Origin of the sequence: Variovorax paradoxus, assembly GCF_009498455.1 — a bacterium.
Taxonomy (GTDB): Bacteria; Pseudomonadota; Gammaproteobacteria; order Burkholderiales; family Burkholderiaceae_C; genus Variovorax; species Variovorax paradoxus_H.
In genome coordinates this window covers 1,805,568-1,821,447 of record NZ_CP045644.1, presented here as the reverse complement: position 1 = coordinate 1,821,447, position 15,880 = coordinate 1,805,568, and the positions used below count along the sequence as shown (strand labels likewise).

The following is a 15,880-nucleotide window of genomic DNA, read 5'->3' as shown; positions in this document are numbered from 1 at the left end:
TCATGCTGAACTTCGAACTCCTCAAGACCGATCCCGACAGCCACGCGCGCCGCGCCACGCTCACGCTCAACCACGGCAAGGTGCAGACGCCGATCTTCATGCCCGTGGGCACCTACGGCACCGTCAAGGGCGTGATGCCGCGCAGCCTCGAAGAGATGGGCGCGCAGATCATCCTGGGCAACACCTTCCACCTGTGGATGCGCCCGGGGCTGGACGTCATGGCCAGCTTCGGCGGGCTGCACCAGTTCGAGAAGTGGAACAAGCCTATCCTCACCGACTCGGGCGGCTTCCAGGTGTGGTCGCTGGGTGCGATGCGCAAGATCAGCGAAGAGGGCGTGAAGTTCGCGTCGCCCGTCAACGGCGACAAGCTGTTCCTCACGCCCGAGGTCTCGATGCAGATCCAGACCATCCTGAACAGCGACATCGTGATGCAGTTCGACGAGTGCACGCCCTACGACACCAAGGGCCACATCACGACCGAGGCCGAGGCGCGCATCTCGATGGAGCTGAGCCTGCGCTGGGCCAAGCGGTGCCAAAGCGAATTTGCGCGGCTCGAAAACCCCAACGCGCTGTTCGGCATCGTGCAGGGCGGCATGTTCGAGAACCTGCGCGAAGAGTCGCTCGCGGCGCTGGTCGACATGGACTTCCCCGGCTACGCCATCGGCGGCGTGAGCGTGGGCGAGCCCAAGGAAGAGATGCTGCACATCATGGGCCACACGCCGCACCGGCTGCCCGCGAACAAGCCGCGCTACCTGATGGGCGTGGGCACGCCCGAAGACCTGGTGCAGGGCGTGGCCGACGGCGTCGACATGTTCGACTGCGTGATGCCCACGCGCAATGCGCGCAACGGCACGATGTTCACGCGCTTCGGCGACCTGAAGATGCGCAACGCGCGCCACAAGAGCGACCCGCAGCCGGTCGACCCGAGTTGCACCTGCCATGCCTGCGCGGGCACCTCGGGCGTGAGCTGGAACGACGGCGGGCGCGAGGGCTTCAGCCGCGCCTACCTGCATCACCTCGACCGCTGCGGCGAAATGCTCGGGCCGATGCTGTGCACGATCCACAACCTGCACTACTACCTGAACCTGATGACGGAGATTCGCGCGGCGCTCGACGCGGGCACCTTCACGGCGTTCCGCGCACAGTTCAAGGCGGACCGCGCACGCGGCGTCTGACAGCCGGCGCGGCGGTGTTGGGGTAGGCTTGCGGCCATGACATCCGCCGCTGCTCCTGCTTCTGTCTACACCGCCCGCTACCCCTCGCTGGCCGGCCGCACCGTGTTCATCTCGGGCGGCGCCAGCGGCATCGGCGAATCGCTGGTGCGGGCCTTTCATGCACAAGGCGCCAAGGTCGGCTTCTGCGACCTCGACACCGCCGCCGGCGATGCACTCGCCGCGCAACTGCAGGGCGCAGACCCCGCGCTGTTCGTGCCCTGCGACGTGACCGACACGGCCGCGCTCGCCGCTGCCATCGACGCGGTGCGCCAGCGCTTCGGGCCGGTGTCGGTGCTGCTGAACAACGCGGCCAACGACCGGCGCCACGAACTGGCCGACGTGACGAGCGACGACTTCGACCGCCTCGTGGCCGTCAACTTCAAGCACCAGTTCTTTGCCGCACAGGCGGTGGCCGATGACATGCGCGCGCTGGGCGGCGGCTCGATCATCAACTTCGGCTCGATCAGCTGGATGATCAAGGGCAAGGGCTACCCGGTGTACCAGGCCTGCAAGGCCGCCGCGCGCGGCCTCACGCGCTCCTTGGCGCGCGACCTGGGCAAGGCGAACATCCGCGTCAACTCGATCGTGCCGGGCTGGGTGATGACCGAGCGGCAGATCCAGCTGTGGGTGAAGCCCGAATCGGGCGCGGAGATCGATGCGGCGCAATGCCTGCCGGGGCGCGTGATGGCGGAAGACATCGCCGCGATGGCGCTGTTTCTTGCGGCCGACGATTCGCGCATGTGCACCGCGCAAGACTATGTTGTGGACGCAGGCTGGACCTGAAGCGCTTCAACGGTCGCGCCAAAGAAAAAGCCCGGCGTGCCGGGCTTTTTGCTGCGTGGGTGGCGGGACGGATCAGTCGCGCAGTTCGGCTGGCAGCGTGCCGCCGTTGGCAGCGATGCGCGTCATCACCTGCTTGTGCAGGCCGATGTTCCATTCGGCCGAACCCGGTTCGCCGTCGCTGTAGAGAATTTCGCTGGCCAGTTCCTTGCGCGCGGCGAGGCTGCTGTCCAGGCCCAGCAACTTGAGCAGGTCGACGATCGAGGTGCGCCAGTTCAGGCCGGCGGCACCCGGCATCGCGTCCAGGACGGCGGGCACGTCGCCCAGCGGGATCGCAGCCGGCGGTGCGACAGCGGCCGGCGCGCCGGGTGCAGCCGCCGGCGGTGCGGCGACGACTTCAGCGGCGTTGGCCGACGGAAAAATCTTGGAAAAAATCTTGCCGAAAATGCTCATGGGTGTGCTCCGTCAAAGTGAATGGGAAAACCCGCGGCACGGCATTGCGTGACGCAGCCCGGGGTTGTAGCACGACCGTGCGGCGCTTTCGCTACGTGGCCGGCTGAACCGGTGCGCCCGGCGTGACCGATTGCGCAGTGCCGGTCACAGGTGTGTGCGGTGCCTGCGTTGTGGTCGCGGCGGTTCCGCAGGCGTGGCAGAACTTGGAGAACGCGCTCTTGCGCGTGCTGCAGTGGCCGCAGTGGTCGAACAGGCCGATGCCGCAGTGCGGGCAGAAGTCGATCTCGTTGTTCTTCAGGTCGACCGGCCGTTCGCAGCCGGGGCACACGCTCTTGCCCAGGCGTGCCAGCGCAACGTCGTAGCTCAGCTCTTCGCGGCGCACCTGGTCGGGCTGCTGCTCGGCGAGCTTCTGGCGCGCCAGGTAGCGGTTGAGCGCAATGATGGCGTAGCGCCCCACCAGCACCGTGAGCACGATGCCCACCACGTAGCGCACGTAGCCGCCGTAGCTCGGCAGGTAGGGCACCAGCTCGACGAAGAAGGCGAACAGCGCGAAGAAGATGAAGCCCCACACAAACGGCCAGTAGGTGCTCTTGCGCTTCTTCACGAACAGCCAGCCGGCCACCAGCAGCAGCGGCAGGGTCAGCGCGAGCCGGTAGGCGAACACGCGCAGCTCGATGCGGCGGTATTCGGCGTCCAGGCGCTCTTGCGCGGCGCGCTCCAGCACGCTCAAGGCTTCGCGCGCACGCTGCTCGGCCTGGCGCGCGTCGAGCGCAATCTGGCGCTGTGCATCGGCCTTGCGCTGCGCCGCGTTTTCCTTCTGCTTGAAGGCGTCGAGCGCCTTGGTGCGCGCGATGAGCTCGGTGTCCTGGTCGGGCTGCGCGGTGGCGCGGCGCGTGGCGATCCAGTTGCCGAAGGTCTCGCGCGCGTTGGCGCTGGCCTGCTGCGCCGTGTTGAGCTGCAGCTGCGCCTGGTCGAGGTCGCGCGCAGCCTGCTCCTCGGCCTTTTCAGACGCCTTGATGGTGGCGCGCAGCGGCTCGGCCGCCGGCTTGTCGATGAAGTCGTCGAGCACGCGCACGCGCTCGACCTGCGGCAGGTCGCCCACGATCGTGCTGCCCAGCCCGATCAGGAAGCTCGCGAACACGAACGCCACCAGCCACAGGCCGCGGCGGAACCACTTTTCGGACAGGCGCAGGGATTTGCTCATGGTCTTTCCTTCGTTCTTTCTTTTCTTCGTTGTGTCTCTTGGCTCAGAGCTTGAGTGTGACCGGCGCCGCACCCAGGCCCGCGCGCGGCAGCCAACTGAACACCGAGTCGACGGTCACGGTCTCGATGCGGTCCGAAAACCGCTTCTCGTTCGGATGATCGTCGAACGCGATGTTGGCCGAGCCCACGCGCCCGCCCAGGCGGGTCAGTGGGCCGAGGTTCAGCGTGGTCGGCTCGTAGCCCTTGAACTGCAGCCAGGCCTGCGCCTGCGCGCGGGTGCCGATGGTGGCGGGCTCCATCGCGGCGGCCAGGGTTTCGAGGGCCCACTGGTTCGACTGCTGGTACTTCTGGCCCCAGGCGTAGCTCACGATGCTGTAGGGCGCCGCGTTCAGGCGCACGAGGCGCGCATCGGGCTCGCGCAGCGCGGCCATCAGCTGCGCCTGCACCGCGGGCGTGGGCATGGACCACGCGGCCTCGTAGCGCCACAGGTCGTCGAGGAAGAACTCGCCGAGCCCCTGCCGGTAGACCGCGGCCACCGCCGTGCCGCAGTGGTTGAGCTTGTGCACCACGCGCCACGGACCCTCGTCGGTCTTGTAGGCGATGCCCAGGTGCGAATAGCGCAGGCCGTACTTGCCCAGGTCCTGCCCGGCGCGCGCCAGGATGACCACGCGCGCGCCGCTCGCATCGAGCTGCTGCGAGGTGCGCTCGGCCAGCTGCATGCCCTTGACGATCAACGCCGGCGTCGGCTTGACCTGTTCGCACGAGCGGCCGGCGTTCGCCTGCAGCGGCAGCACCGCTGCGATGGCGAATGCCAGCAGCAGCGCGGGGCGCACGGCGGGTTTCACGACAGTCTTTCGTTGTGGAGCAGTGCGCGGCCGACCGCATTGGGCACGAAGGCCAGCACCTCGCCGGCGGTCGAGAGCACGACGCCCGTGCCGATCACGCTCACGACCACGGCCGTGCCGGCGACCACCGACACGCCACGGGTGGCGCGCCCCATCACCTTGACGCTGGCGCGGGCGCCGTCCGAGGCGCGCTCGAGCAGATAGACGGTGCCATCGACCGAGGCCTCGACCGCGATCACCGTGAGCACCGAACCGCCCACCGACAGCGCCGCAGGCACGGCGACCACCGCGGTGGCCGATGCACCGACGACAGACGCAGCACCGACCACCGAGGCCACAGGCAGCAGCGACAACGCGGTCGAGGCCTCGCTCTGCGCCTGTGCGGGCAGCGGCGTCGCCACACCCGCGAACGCGGCGCAGACGGCGAAGGCCAGCGCGGCCATCGACTGCGTCAGGGTGGTCTTGCGCGAAGCCGGAAGGCCGCGCTGGACGATCGAAACGGTGGGGGATGAGAGGGGTTGCATGAAGGCCTCGCGGCGCAGTGAAGGTGAGCGAATGATGGTTCGCCTTCACGCCGCGGGGCTCGGATACTTCAACCAGTTGCGGCGCTGTCCTCCCGCAGTATCCCGACGAGATACTTTCGCGCGCCTCAAGTCGTCAGCAGGCCCGCCACACGCTGGCGCAGCGTCTCCGGCTGCACTTCCTGCGGCGGCACGGGGTGGCCGACGCGCAGGCCCACGCGGCTGAAGAAGCCGCGGCGGAAGGGCTTGGCCATGGCAACCTGCTGGCCGCCGCGCAGTTCGATGCGGCTGAAGTACGAGCCCCAGAGGTTGGTCAGCGCCATCGGAATCACCGGGGGCTCGATGCCTTCGGCGCGCGCGCCTTCAAGGATCTTCATCACGCCGCCCTTGAAGGGCTGCAGCTCGCCGTCGCGCGTGATCGCGCCTTCGGGGAAGATCGCGAGCAGGTCGCCCTCGCGCAGCACGCCGATGGCTTTTGCAAAGGCCGCCTCGTACGCGGCCGGGTCTTCCTTCTGCGGCGCGATCGGAATGGCCTTGGCCAGCTTGAACAGCCAGCCGAGCACCGGCACCTTGAAGATGCGGTGGTCCATGATGAAACGGATGGGCCGCGGGCTCGCGGCCATCAGCAGCACCGCGTCGATGAAGCTCACGTGGTTGCACACCAGCACGGCGGCGCCTTCGGTGGGAATGTGCTGGTCGTCCTTGATGTCGAAGCGGTACACGAAGCGCGACAGCACCCAGGCCACGAAGCGCAGCAGGTACTCGGGCACCAGCATGAAGATGTAGAACGCCACCACCGCATTGGCGATGCCGGTGAACAAAAAGATCTGCGGAATGGTGAAGCCCGCGCCCAGCAGCGCGCCCGCCAGCACCGAGCTGCCGATCATGAAGAGCGCGTTGAGGATGTTGTTCGCCGCGATGATCCGCGCGCGGTGCGTGGGCTGGCTGCGCAGCTGGATCAGTGCATACATCGGCACGCTGTACAGGCCCGCGAAGAGCGACAGCAGCGCGAGGTCGGCCATCACGCGCCAGTGCGCGGCCTGGTTCACGAAGGCGCCCAGGCCCATGCCGGCGGAAGGCGGCAAGGCGCGCGAGGCAAAGTACAGGTCGATGGCGAACACGCTCATGCCGATGGCGCCCAGCGGCACGAGGCCGATCTCGACCTGACGGCGGCTCAGCGTCTCGCACAGCAGCGAGCCCACGCCGATGCCCACCGAGAACACCACCAGCAGCAGCGAAGCCACCTGCTCGTCGCCATGCAGCACTTCTTTCGCGAAGCTCGGGAACTGGCTCAGGAACACCGCGCCGAAGAACCACATCCACGAGATGCCGAGCAGCGAGCGGAACACCACGATGTTCTCGCGCGCCAGCATCAGGTTGCGCCAGGTTTCGCTGAAGGGATTCCAGTTGATGACCAGGCTCGGGTCGGTGGCCGGCGCGGGCGGAATGGCCTGCGCCACGCCGCGCCCCACCAGCGCGAGCAGCAGGCAGGCCACGGCCACCGTGGTGTGGCCGATCTGCGGCATTGCCACCAGCAACCCGCCCGCCACCTGGCCCAGCAGGATGGCAACGAAGGTGCCCATCTCGACCATGCCGTTGCCGCCCGTGAGCTCGCGCGAGTCGAGCACCTGCGGCAGGTAGGCGAACTTGACCGGCCCGAACAGCGTGGAGTGCAGCCCCATGAGGAACACGCAGGCCAGCAGCACCACCGCGTCGGCGCGCACGAAGCCCCAGGCGGCGATCACCATGATCGCGATCTCGAGGTTCTTGACGAAGCGGATCATCTTCGTCTTGTCGAACTTGTCGGTCAGCTGCCCGGCCGTGGCCGAGAACAGCAAAAACGGCAGGATGAACAGCGCACCGATCACCAGCCCCGCCATCGCGGGCGGCATCCAGCTGAGCTGCAGCTGGTAGGTCACCATGACGGTGAAGGCGAACTTGAAGAGGTTGTCGTTCGCGGCCCCCGCGAACTGGGTCCAGAAGAAGGGTGCGAAGCGTCGCTGGCCGAGCAGCGCGAACTGGTTGGCGTGGGCGTTGGCCTCATGAACCACGGGCGCGGGCGCGGCGGCGGCGGGGGTTGTCATGCGATGCAATCTCCTCTTTGTCTTCTACCGTTGCGCCACGGCGTTCCCGTGGTCAGGCCGCGTCATGCCGCGACGGCGGCAGGGTCGGGATTGTGCCGCAGCAGGGTGGCGCGCCAGCCCTTTTCGAGGCGGTTCAGCGCCATCAGCACGGGCAGGCCGGCCAGCGACGCCACCAGGTGCTTGAGCGTGTGGCCCGACACGAGGTGGCCGGTGGCTTCGTAGATGGCGTGGTCGCCCAGCTCGAAGGCCTTGGCCACCGCGTAGAACGCGATCACCCAGCCCAGCTTGAGCCCGACGGCGCCGCGCATCGGCGTGGCCAGCGCCAGCGTGAGCACCACCGCCATGCCGCCGAACTGCACCAGCGCCCAGGGCAGCACGTTGCCGGTTTCCTGGCAGACCTCGGCCGCCAGCAGGCCGGCCGTAAGCACGAACCAGGCGGCCGGCCAGCCGGCGCGCTGGCTGACGCGCTCGCAGACGGCGATGCCGATCAGGCCCGCGAAGGCCACGGCCATGCCGGCGCGGTCGGCGGCGAGGCGGGGCGCGTCGGGCAGCAGGTGATAAAAGGCCGAGCCCGCGGCGGTGGCGATCAGGCCGGCGAAGAACAGCCAGGCGCAGTCCAGCGTGTTGTCGGGCGGGTCGTTGGCGGGCGGTGCCAGCGGGAACCCGGCCAGCGCCTCCTGGTGCGAACGGTCGATGCGGTTGAGCCGGTACAGCCCCAGGCAGCCGATCGCCAGGAACGGCAGGTTGCTCAGCACGTCCATCGCGTTGGGCAGGTGCAGCAGCGGCCGGTTGTCGGCGAACACCGAGGCGATCGCCACGTCGGCGGCCGGCAGCGCGGGGCCGAAGAAGGCGATGAGCAGGAGCAGCGCGAAGGTGAACAACAGTCCGCGTTCGCGGCGTGTCAGGGTGGGCAAAAGCATGGCGTTCCTCGGTGGGGGTGGTGTCTGGCGGGTGGAATTTAGTTGCCAGCCCTCCCCCAGGCATCGAGAATCGATACGAGGCACTATTTCACACCCTTCGGTATCCTTTTTCTATACCTTCAACCCGCACTGCCACCTACATGAGTACCACCGTCGACCTGGTCCAGGCCCTCAAGAACGAACTCAAAAGCGCCCGCATGACGTATGCCGACCTGGCCCGGTCGCTGGACATGGCGGAGTCCAGCGTCAAGCGCATGCTGGCCAAGAGCGACATGCCGCTGTCGCGCGTCGACGCGATCTGCCGCGCCCTGAAGATCGATTTCGCCGAGTTGGCGCGGCGCGTGGCCGACGCCCAGCCGCTGCTGAAGGAGCTGACGCACGAGCAGGAAAAAGCCGTGGTCAAGGACAAGAAGCTGCTGCTGGTGGCGATCAGCGTGCTGAGCCAGTGGACGCTGGAGCAGATCGTGGCGTCGTACCGGATCACCGAGCCCGAGTGCATCGGCTGCCTGGCGCAGCTGGACCGCATCGGCATCATCGAGCTGCGTCCGCTCAACCGGTATCGCCTGAAGCTCGCGAAAACCTTCCGCTGGCGCCCGCACGGCCCGGTGATGGAGTTCTTCCGCGAGAACGTGGTGCTCGATTACTACAAGGGCGGCTTCGACGGCCCGGCCGAAGGCCTGCTGCTGGTGCACGGCTCGATCAGCCGGTCATTGGCGCCGGCCTTCCTGGAGCGCTTGCAGCGCGTGGCGCAAGACTTTGCGCAGCAGCACCAGACCGACCAGAAACTGTCGGCCAAGGACCGCGAGGGCTACACCCTGCTGCTGGGCATGCGCAATTGGGAGTTCGAGGCGTTCACTCGACTCCGCAGAAACTAAGGCTTGGCGGCTTCGAGCGCGTCGCGCGTGGTGCGCGCGGCGTTCTTCGCCGCGTCGGCGAAGTCTTCGCCCGACGAGGCATAGATGATCGCCCGCGACGAGTTCACGATGATCGGCGCATCGGCGCGCCAGCCGGCGCGCACCGTGGCGACCGCGTCGCCGCCCTGGGCACCGACGCCCGGGATCAAGAGCGGCACCGTCGGCGCGAGTTCGCGCACGCGCTCGATCTCGGCCGGGTAGGTGGCGCCCACCACGAGACCGAGCTGGCCGTTGAGGTTCCATGGGCCCTGCGCCAGACGGGCGACGTGCTCGTACAGGAAGGGCTGGCCCTCGACGCTCGCGAGCCGCTGGCCCTGCAGGTCGGAACCGCCGGGGTTGCTGGTGCGGCACAGCAGGAAGGCGCCCTTGCCTTCGTGCTTGAGGTAGGGCGCGACCGAGTCGAAGCCCATGAAGGGCGACAGGGTCACGGCGTCGGCGCCGTAGCGCTCGAAGGCTTCGAGTGCGTACTGCTCGGCGGTGGAGCCGATGTCGCCGCGCTTGGCGTCGAGGATGGTGGGCACATGGGGCGCGTTGCGGCGCATGTGCTCCATCAGGCGTTCGAGCTGGTCTTCGGCGCGGTGGGCGGCGAAGTAGGCGATCTGGGGCTTGAAGGCGATGACCAGGTCGGCCGTCGCGTCGACGATGCGCGCGCAGAAGTCATAGATGCGGCTGGCGTCGCCCTTGTACGCCCCCGGGAATTTGGCGGGCTCCGGGTCGAGGCCCACGCAGAGCAACGAACCGTTGGTTTGCTGTGCGGCGGCCAGCTTGTCGAGGAAAGTCATGGGGCCCGATTTTACGGACCCCGCCCGCAGGCCTCAGGCCGTGGGGGTGGCCTGCTCTGCCGCCAGGCACAGGTCGGCCCAGGCGCGGGCCTTGTCGGCCGGGTTGCGCAGCAGGTAGGCGGGGTGGTACGTGGCGACCACCGGCACGCCGTTCGCCGACGCCAGCGGCACGGCGCGACCGCGCAGCTTGCCCAGCGGATCGCGGCTTTGCATGAGGCTCTGCGCAGCCAGCGGGCCCATCGCCAGCACGACGCACGGCGCCAGCGCCGCCGCGTGGGCGTCGAAGGCCACGTCGATCGGTTGCGGACTGCCGGGCTGGCCGGCGGCCACGCCGCGGTGCGTGCGCATCAGGTGCACGGGCGTGCGGCCGTCGTGCAGCTTCAGCGCGCGCAGCATGTTGTCGAGCAGGCGGCCGGCATCGCCTGCGAAAGGCTCGCCGTGGCGGCCGTCGGCCTCGGGCGGCATGTCGGCCACGACCAGCCAGCCGCCCTGCACCGGCGCCGTGGCATCGGCCTTGTCGGCGTACAGGCGGCAGGGCGCTTCGACCAGCACGGCGGCGCCTTGCGCCACGGGCGGTGCCGCGACGGGACGCGGTGCCGGGGCAGCCACGGGGCGGGCGACGGGCGCCGGTGCCGGGCGCGGCGAGGACGGCGGCGGGGGCGCGTCGTAGGACTGATCGCGATCGTCGAGCTCCAGCGGCGGGCCTTCGGGCATGTCGGGCATGCCGGAATCAGCGGCCACCGGAGCCTCCGGCTCGGCTTCGACTTCGATCTCGGGTTCCGGCGGCACGGGCCACCAGACCTTCACGCCCATCTCGTCGAGCATGGCGCGCTGGCGCGCGTCCAGGCGCAGGGTGTGTACAGCGGCGGTGTCCGTCATCGCAAAGCTCCCCAGGCGGAGCCTGTTTCGTTGAGGCGCATGCTCATGACGACCGCGTCTTCACGCTTGCCGTCGAACGCCGGGTAGTAGCCCTTGCGCACGCCGACGCTGCGAAAGCCTTGCCGCAGGTAGATGTCGAGCGCGCGCCGGTTGCTTTCGCGCACCTCGAGCCACAGCCACAGCGCGCCCTCGCCGCGCGACCAGCCGGCCAGCGCTTCGAGCATGAGCGGCGCCCAGCCCTGGCGCTGGAAAGCCGGCGCCACGGTGATGTTGAGCAGGTGCACCTCGTCGACGCCCTTCATGGCGACGAAGTAGCCGATGAGCGTTTCGCCCAGGCTGGTGCAGGGCGATTCGACACCCGCCGCCACGCCGGGCGCCAGCAGGCACTGGCAGTGGTAGCCCACGGCCATCGAATCGGTGAAGTTGGCGCGCGTCCAGGGGTGCGTGTAGGCCGTCTGCTCGACCGCGCACACGGCGTCGATCCGCTCGACGGTGAGCGGTTCAAGGCGGGCTTCGACGGACTGGAGGACAGCGCTCATGCGGGGTTCGGCGGAACGGCAGCAGCCTTGATGGCGGCGCGTTCCTCAGTGGTTTGCGCCACTTTATCGCGAACATAGAGCGGCCAGGCCTGCGCGGCGGGCACGGTGCGTCCGGCCGCGAGCAACGCGGGCGCCAGCCGCAGCATGGCGGCGGCCGTGGGCAGCACCTCGTGGCGGGCCGTGGCGGGCGCCAGGCGCGGGCCGTAGGCGGTGAAGGCGTTGCCGGCGAGCGCCCAGCCGGCCGGCACCTCGAGCGCCTCGGGGGCGAGCAGCAGCGGCTCGGGGTCGCCGCCGAACGGGCCGGCGGTGTCGAAGTCGTAGTGCGCGGCGTAGAGCTGGTCCATGCGCGCATCGAGCACGGCCACCACGCGCTGCGCGCCGAAGGCATGGCGCGCCTCGTCGGCCACGGCCAGCAGGGTGTCGACCGGCAGCAGCGGCACCTTGGCGCCGAAGGCCAGGCCCTGCGCCACCGAGCAGGCGGTGCGCAGGCCGGTGAAGGAGCCCGGGCCGCGCCCGAAGACGATGGCGTCGAGTTCGGCCAGCACGAGCCCCGCGTCGGCGAGCAGCTGGCGGATCAGCGGCAGCAGCGTGCTCGACGCCTGCGCGCCGCCCACGCCGCTGTGCGCCAGCACGCGGTCGCCGTGGCGCACCGCAACCGACAGGTGCTCGGTGCTCGTGTCGAAGGCCAGCAACTTGTCAGACATTCGGACGCCCCATTCCTGCCGGGCACGGCGTCGGGCAGACCGGCGCCGCACGCACGGCCGCGGCCTTGCGCACGCCGAACAGGATGCCGGCCGTCACCAGCGCAAGCCCGGCGATCAGGCTCCAGTGCATCGGTTCGCCCAGCCACAGCACCGCGCCGAAGGCCGACAGGCCCGGCACCAGCGCCGTGATCATGGTGGTGCGCACGGGGCCGAAGTGCTGGATCATTTTGGTGAAGGTGATGCCCGAGATCACCACCGAGCCGAGGCCCTGGAAGGCCATCTGGAACGCGACCTCGCCCCACGGCGCGCTGCCGATGTGGCTCACGACCGCGCCCGAGGCCACGAGCAATGTGTAGACCGGCACATAGGTCATGAGCGCGAACACGGTGATGGCGATGGTCGCGCGCACCGCGTCCAGGCCGTGGCGGCGCGCCACGATGCTGTAGCAGGCCCAGCAGAAGGCGGCGCCCATGAACATCAGGTCGCCCTTCCAGACCTCGCCGCCCTCGAAGGCATGCAGCAGGCTGCGCCCGCCGACCACGAGGTCGCCCGCGACGATCATCGCCAGGCCGATGGCGCGCGTGGGCGTGATGCGGTCGCGCAGCACCAGCGCGGCCAGCAGCGTGGTCCACAGCGGCAGGCTGCCGGGCATCAGCACGGCGGCATGGCCGGCCGGCGCAAAGAAGAAGCCGCTGTACGCGATGAGCGCGTAGGCCACGCCGCCGAAGATGCCGGCCGTGGCCGTCACGCGCAGCGACAGCGGCGACAGGCCGAAGAACGACGACACCGCGCCGCGGTGCTTCGTCGCCAGCCACGCGCCCCAGGGCACCAGCACCAGGCTGGCGCCGCAGACGCGCGCAAAGGCGAGGTCGAAGGGCGTGAGCGAACGTGCGGCCGAGGCGCGCGCGATGAGGATGAAGGCGGTCCAGACCACGACGGTGACCACGGCCGCGCCGATGCCGAGCATGCGGGGAGACAGGAGGGGCGGGGAGGTCTGCGGGGGCGCGGCGGGCATCCCGCCATTATCGAGGGCGGACCTCGGCCGCGCAGGGGCGGGGCGAATCAAGCAGCCTCGTCGGCACGCAGGATCGCCAGGCCGGCCGCGCGCAGCGGCGCCAGCGCCTGCTCGGGGGCCTGCGGCGCCACCAGCAGCTGCGTTGCGTCCGCCAGCGGGTTCACCACCCAGGCCGACGCGGCCCCGAGCTTTTCGGACGAGGCCAGCACGACGGTTTCGGCCGCCGCGGCCATGAGCGCGCGCTTGATCTCGGCCTCTTCCGCGTCGCCCGTGGTCAGGCCCGCCTCGGCATGCACGCCGGTGACGCCCATGAAATAGGTGTCGGCATGGATGCGCGAAATGGCCGCCATGGCCGCCGCGCCGACCGCCACCATCGAATGCCTGAAGAGGCGCCCGCCGATCAGCACCACCTCGATGCCGGCGTGCGCCTGCAGCTCGACCGCCACCGAGGGGCTGTGCGTGACCACCGTGGCCTGCAGCGTGGGCGGCAGGTGGCGCGCCAACTGCACGGCCGTGGTGCCGCCGTCGATGAACACCACCTGCCCCGGTTTCACGAGGCGCGCGGCGGCGCGGCCGATGGCCATTTTTTCGTCGGGCGCGAGTTGCTGACGCCCGGTGAAGTCGGCCTCGGCCGCCGCGACCGGCAGCGCGCCGCCGTGCACGCGCTGCAGCAGCCCTTCGGCCGCCAGCTCGCGCAGGTCGCGGCGGATGGTGTCTTCGGACAGGGCCAGTTCTTCGCTGAGCGCCTTGGCGATGACCTGGCCGTCGCGCCGCAGGACCGAGAGGATGTGTTGCTTGCGCGGGCGGGTGAGCATGGGTCGATGATAGCGGGATTGCACGCTAATGCACGAATCTTCTTGATATTGCACGAATCAGGTTTTATGCTCGCCGCCATGACCATTCACGACCGCGTCCGGGTGCACGAAGTCACCCTCCTGTCCGACAACTGGTACACGCTGCGCACCACCGCCTTCGACTGGCGGCGCAATGACGGCGAATGGCAGCGCATGCACCGCGAGACCTACGACCGCGGCAATGGCGCCACGCTGCTGCCCTACCACCTCGGCCAGCGCACGGTGCTGCTCACGCGGCAGTTCCGCTACCCGGCCTTCGTGAATGGCCACGACGACCTGCTGATCGAGGCGGCCGCGGGCCTGCTCGACAACGCCGCGCCCGAGGAACGCATCCGCGCCGAGGTCGAAGAAGAACTGGGCTACCGGCTCGGCGCGGTGCAGAAGGTGTTCGAGAGCTTCATGAGCCCGGGCTCGGTGACCGAGAAGCTGCACTTCTTCGTCGCGCCCTACGAGGCCTCGATGCGCGTCGGCGCGGGCGGCGGGCTGGCGGAGGAGGGCGAGGACATCGAGGTGCTCGAGCTGCGCATCGACGAGGCGTTGGCCATGGTGGCCGACGGCCGCATCGCCGACGCCAAGACGATCATGCTGCTGTACCACGCGAAGCTGCACGTGTTCTCGCCGGGATAATCGGCGGATGCCTCCTGCCTTCCGCCACGCGCCCCGTGCGCAGACCCTTGCGCTGACCCTTGCCCTGCTGGTTTCGACCGGCGCCCTCGCCCAGCAAGCCCTTCCGCCCCAGGTCGATGCCGCCCTTGCGCGCGCCAAGGTGTCGCGCGACGCCGTGACCTTGCTCGTGGCCGATGCCGACGCCGGCCGCGCGCCGCGCCTGGCCTGGCGCTCGCAGGTGCCGGTGAACCCGGCTTCGATCATGAAGCTGGTGACCACCTACGCGGCGCTCGACCTGCTCGGCCCGGCCTACAGCTGGAACACGCCCGTCTACGTCGAGGGTTCGGTGGCCAATGGCGTGCTCAACGGCAACCTCTACATCAAGGGCCAGGGCGATCCCAAGCTGGTGCTCGAGCGCGTGTGGCTGCTGCTGCGCCACGTGCAGGGCCTGGGCATCACCACGGTGAGCGGCGACATCGTGATCGACCGCAGCGCCTTCGAGACCACGGTCGAGAACGACCCGGCCGCCTTCGACGGCGAGCCGCTGCGCCCCTACAACGCCTCGCCCGATGCGCTGCTGGTGAACTTCAAGTCGGTGAACATGACCTTCGCGCCCGACCGCGCCGGCCAGTTCGCGCGCGTGAGCTACGAGCCCCCACTGGCCAGCGTGGCGATGCCGCCGACCGTGCCGCTGGCGCCCGGCGAATGCGGCGACTGGCGCGGTGCGCTCAAGCCCGACTTCAGCGACGTGAACCGCATCCGCTTCAACGGCGGCTTTCCCACCGGCTGCGGCGAGAAGAGCTGGGCCGTGGCGTACGCCGACCCGCGCACCTACAGCCTGCGCGCCATCGGCGGCATGTGGGCCGAGATGGGCGGGCGCGTCGGCGGCCAGATGCGCGAGGGCCGCGTGCCCGCGGGCCTGAAGCCGGCCTTCGACTTCGAATCGCCGCCGCTGGCCGAGGTGGTGCGCGACATCAACAAGTACAGCAACAACGTGATGGCGCAGCAGCTGTTCCTCACGCTCGGCCTCACGCAGAAGCAGCGCGGCACCTTCGAAGCCTCGCGCAGCGCGATGGGCCAGTGGTGGCGCGACCGCATCGGCACCGGCGAGGCGTCGCCGGTGTTCGAGAACGGCTCGGGCCTGTCGCGCGACGAGCGCATCAGCGCCGCCGCGCTCGGCAAGATGCTGCAGGTGGCATGGCGCTCGCCCGTGATGCCCGAGCTGGTCGCCTCGCTGCCCGCGATGGGCGTGGACGGCACGCTGAAGCGGCGCACGCTGCGCTCGGGCGGCGCGGCCCACCTGAAGACCGGCACGCTGCGCGACGCGTCGGGCGTGGCCGGCTACGTGCACGGCGCGAGCGGCCGGCGCTACGTGCTGGTGGCCATCGCCAACGGCGAGAACGCCGGCGCCGCGCGCGCCGCCTTCGATGCGCTGATCGACTGGACCGCGCAAGACCAGTGACCCGGACGGGGCCTGGCCCAATTCGGCTACCGGGCTACTGAATAGGTTCTGCTGGCAAACGCGGCTTGCGCGCGGCCGTGGCGCTGCCCAGAATGGGACGCTCGT

The 15,880-nt window shown here is 69.6% G+C and carries 17 protein-coding genes; 5 read left to right on the top strand and 12 right to left on the bottom strand.

The window, feature by feature from the left end; all coding sequences use genetic code 11:
* Positions 1-2: 2 nt before the first annotated feature.
* The gene (tgt, locus tag GFK26_RS08255; RefSeq protein ID WP_153281573.1) at positions 3-1,175 is read left to right on the top strand and encodes a tRNA guanosine(34) transglycosylase Tgt; all 1,173 of its coding nucleotides are present in this window, start codon (positions 3-5) and stop codon (positions 1,173-1,175) included.
* Positions 1,176-1,211: 36 nt separating this feature from the next.
* Positions 1,212-1,997 carry an SDR family NAD(P)-dependent oxidoreductase gene (locus GFK26_RS08250; protein ID WP_153281572.1) on the top strand — a complete coding sequence of 262 codons (786 nt, stop codon included), beginning with the start codon at positions 1,212-1,214 and terminating at the stop codon, positions 1,995-1,997.
* A 72-nt stretch (positions 1,998-2,069) separates the two neighbouring features.
* On the opposite strand, the gene GFK26_RS08245 is transcribed toward GFK26_RS08250, so the two are convergent.
* From GFK26_RS08245 to GFK26_RS08220, 6 genes are all read right to left on the bottom strand, one after another.
* Positions 2,070-2,447: a DUF3597 domain-containing protein gene (locus GFK26_RS08245; protein WP_153281571.1), complete on the bottom strand. Its 378-nt coding sequence runs from the start codon at positions 2,445-2,447 to the stop codon at positions 2,070-2,072.
* 91 nt (positions 2,448-2,538) lie between these two features.
* Entirely contained in the window at positions 2,539-3,651 is a 1,113-nt protein-coding gene (locus GFK26_RS08240) for a serine endopeptidase (protein WP_153281570.1), read from the bottom strand.
* A gap of 43 nt (positions 3,652-3,694) precedes the next feature.
* Positions 3,695-4,495, bottom strand: coding sequence for a DUF2145 domain-containing protein (locus GFK26_RS08235; RefSeq protein WP_153281569.1), 801 nt, complete (start codon positions 4,493-4,495; stop codon positions 3,695-3,697).
* Positions 4,492-4,938 (bottom strand): hypothetical protein, encoded by a 447-nt coding sequence (locus GFK26_RS08230; RefSeq protein ID WP_228122056.1) that lies wholly within the window; start codon positions 4,936-4,938, stop codon positions 4,492-4,494. Before GFK26_RS08230 ends, GFK26_RS08235 begins: the two co-directional genes overlap by 4 nt.
* Before the next feature lie 206 nt (positions 4,939-5,144).
* Positions 5,145-7,100 carry an MFS transporter gene (locus GFK26_RS08225; protein WP_153281568.1) on the bottom strand — a complete coding sequence of 652 codons (1,956 nt, stop codon included), beginning with the start codon at positions 7,098-7,100 and terminating at the stop codon, positions 5,145-5,147.
* Between the two features lie 62 nt (positions 7,101-7,162).
* Positions 7,163-8,020 (bottom strand): hypothetical protein, encoded by an 858-nt coding sequence (locus GFK26_RS08220; protein WP_153281567.1) that lies wholly within the window; start codon positions 8,018-8,020, stop codon positions 7,163-7,165.
* A gap of 140 nt (positions 8,021-8,160) precedes the next feature.
* Here GFK26_RS08220 and GFK26_RS08215 point away from each other — a divergent pair, with 140 nt between their 5' ends.
* Positions 8,161-8,895 carry a helix-turn-helix domain-containing protein gene (locus GFK26_RS08215; protein WP_099793925.1) on the top strand — a complete coding sequence of 245 codons (735 nt, stop codon included), beginning with the start codon at positions 8,161-8,163 and terminating at the stop codon, positions 8,893-8,895.
* Here GFK26_RS08215 and pyrF read toward each other — a convergent pair.
* The 6 genes from pyrF to GFK26_RS08185 form a co-directional block, all read right to left on the bottom strand.
* Entirely contained in the window at positions 8,892-9,716 is an 825-nt protein-coding gene (gene pyrF, locus GFK26_RS08210) for an orotidine-5'-phosphate decarboxylase (protein ID WP_056577070.1), read from the bottom strand. The two genes, GFK26_RS08215 and pyrF, sit on opposite strands and share 4 nt — an antisense overlap.
* A 33-nt stretch (positions 9,717-9,749) precedes the next feature.
* Positions 9,750-10,595 (bottom strand): uracil-DNA glycosylase family protein, encoded by an 846-nt coding sequence (locus GFK26_RS08205; protein ID WP_153281566.1) that lies wholly within the window; start codon positions 10,593-10,595, stop codon positions 9,750-9,752.
* The gene (rimI, locus tag GFK26_RS08200; protein WP_099793929.1) at positions 10,592-11,134 is read right to left on the bottom strand and encodes a ribosomal protein S18-alanine N-acetyltransferase; all 543 of its coding nucleotides are present in this window, start codon (positions 11,132-11,134) and stop codon (positions 10,592-10,594) included. Before rimI ends, GFK26_RS08205 begins: the two co-directional genes overlap by 4 nt.
* Complete coding sequence (tsaB, locus tag GFK26_RS08195; RefSeq protein WP_153281565.1) at positions 11,131-11,838, bottom strand: tRNA (adenosine(37)-N6)-threonylcarbamoyltransferase complex dimerization subunit type 1 TsaB; 708 nt, start codon at positions 11,836-11,838, stop codon at positions 11,131-11,133. Before tsaB ends, rimI begins: the two co-directional genes overlap by 4 nt.
* Positions 11,831-12,805, bottom strand: coding sequence for a DMT family transporter (locus GFK26_RS08190; RefSeq protein WP_228121945.1), 975 nt, complete (start codon positions 12,803-12,805; stop codon positions 11,831-11,833). The genes tsaB and GFK26_RS08190 overlap by 8 nt, the downstream gene beginning before the upstream one ends.
* Before the next feature lie 95 nt (positions 12,806-12,900).
* Positions 12,901-13,668 (bottom strand): DeoR/GlpR family DNA-binding transcription regulator, encoded by a 768-nt coding sequence (locus GFK26_RS08185; RefSeq protein ID WP_153281563.1) that lies wholly within the window; start codon positions 13,666-13,668, stop codon positions 12,901-12,903.
* Positions 13,669-13,746: 78 nt separating this feature from the next.
* Between GFK26_RS08185 and GFK26_RS08180 the strand changes: the two genes are divergently transcribed.
* On the top strand, positions 13,747-14,334 hold the full coding sequence (locus GFK26_RS08180) for a GDP-mannose pyrophosphatase (protein WP_153281562.1): 588 nt from the start codon (positions 13,747-13,749) through the stop codon (positions 14,332-14,334).
* A 7-nt stretch (positions 14,335-14,341) separates the two neighbouring features.
* Entirely contained in the window at positions 14,342-15,775 is a 1,434-nt protein-coding gene (gene dacB, locus GFK26_RS08175; RefSeq protein ID WP_153281561.1) for a D-alanyl-D-alanine carboxypeptidase/D-alanyl-D-alanine-endopeptidase, read from the top strand.
* Positions 15,776-15,880 lie beyond the last annotated feature (105 nt).

Excerpts from the sequence above, each read along its gene's own strand:
- GFK26_RS08215 (WP_099793925.1), top strand. The coding sequence starts at position 8,161 with ATGAGTACCACCGTCGACCTGGTCCAGGCCCTCAAGAACGAACTCAAA.
- GFK26_RS08185 (WP_153281563.1), bottom strand. The coding sequence starts at position 13,668 with ATGCTCACCCGCCCGCGCAAGCAACACATCCTCTCGGTCCTGCGGCGC.
- GFK26_RS08190 (WP_228121945.1), bottom strand. The coding sequence starts at position 12,805 with ATGCTCGGCATCGGCGCGGCCGTGGTCACCGTCGTGGTCTGGACCGCC.
- GFK26_RS08180 (WP_153281562.1), top strand. The coding sequence starts at position 13,747 with ATGACCATTCACGACCGCGTCCGGGTGCACGAAGTCACCCTCCTGTCC.
- GFK26_RS08205 (WP_153281566.1), bottom strand. The coding sequence starts at position 10,595 with ATGACGGACACCGCCGCTGTACACACCCTGCGCCTGGACGCGCGCCAG.
- rimI (WP_099793929.1), bottom strand. The coding sequence starts at position 11,134 with ATGAGCGCTGTCCTCCAGTCCGTCGAAGCCCGCCTTGAACCGCTCACC.
- tsaB (WP_153281565.1), bottom strand. The coding sequence starts at position 11,838 with ATGTCTGACAAGTTGCTGGCCTTCGACACGAGCACCGAGCACCTGTCG.
- GFK26_RS08220 (WP_153281567.1), bottom strand. The coding sequence starts at position 8,020 with ATGCTTTTGCCCACCCTGACACGCCGCGAACGCGGACTGTTGTTCACC.
- dacB (WP_153281561.1), top strand. The coding sequence starts at position 14,342 with ATGCCTCCTGCCTTCCGCCACGCGCCCCGTGCGCAGACCCTTGCGCTG.
- GFK26_RS08240 (WP_153281570.1), bottom strand. The coding sequence starts at position 3,651 with ATGAGCAAATCCCTGCGCCTGTCCGAAAAGTGGTTCCGCCGCGGCCTG.
- GFK26_RS08225 (WP_153281568.1), bottom strand. The coding sequence starts at position 7,100 with ATGACAACCCCCGCCGCCGCCGCGCCCGCGCCCGTGGTTCATGAGGCC.
- GFK26_RS08245 (WP_153281571.1), bottom strand. The coding sequence starts at position 2,447 with ATGAGCATTTTCGGCAAGATTTTTTCCAAGATTTTTCCGTCGGCCAAC.
- GFK26_RS08230 (WP_228122056.1), bottom strand. The coding sequence starts at position 4,938 with ATGGCCGCGCTGGCCTTCGCCGTCTGCGCCGCGTTCGCGGGTGTGGCG.
- pyrF (WP_056577070.1), bottom strand. The coding sequence starts at position 9,716 with ATGACTTTCCTCGACAAGCTGGCCGCCGCACAGCAAACCAACGGTTCG.
- GFK26_RS08250 (WP_153281572.1), top strand. The coding sequence starts at position 1,212 with ATGACATCCGCCGCTGCTCCTGCTTCTGTCTACACCGCCCGCTACCCC.
- tgt (WP_153281573.1), top strand. The coding sequence starts at position 3 with ATGCTGAACTTCGAACTCCTCAAGACCGATCCCGACAGCCACGCGCGC.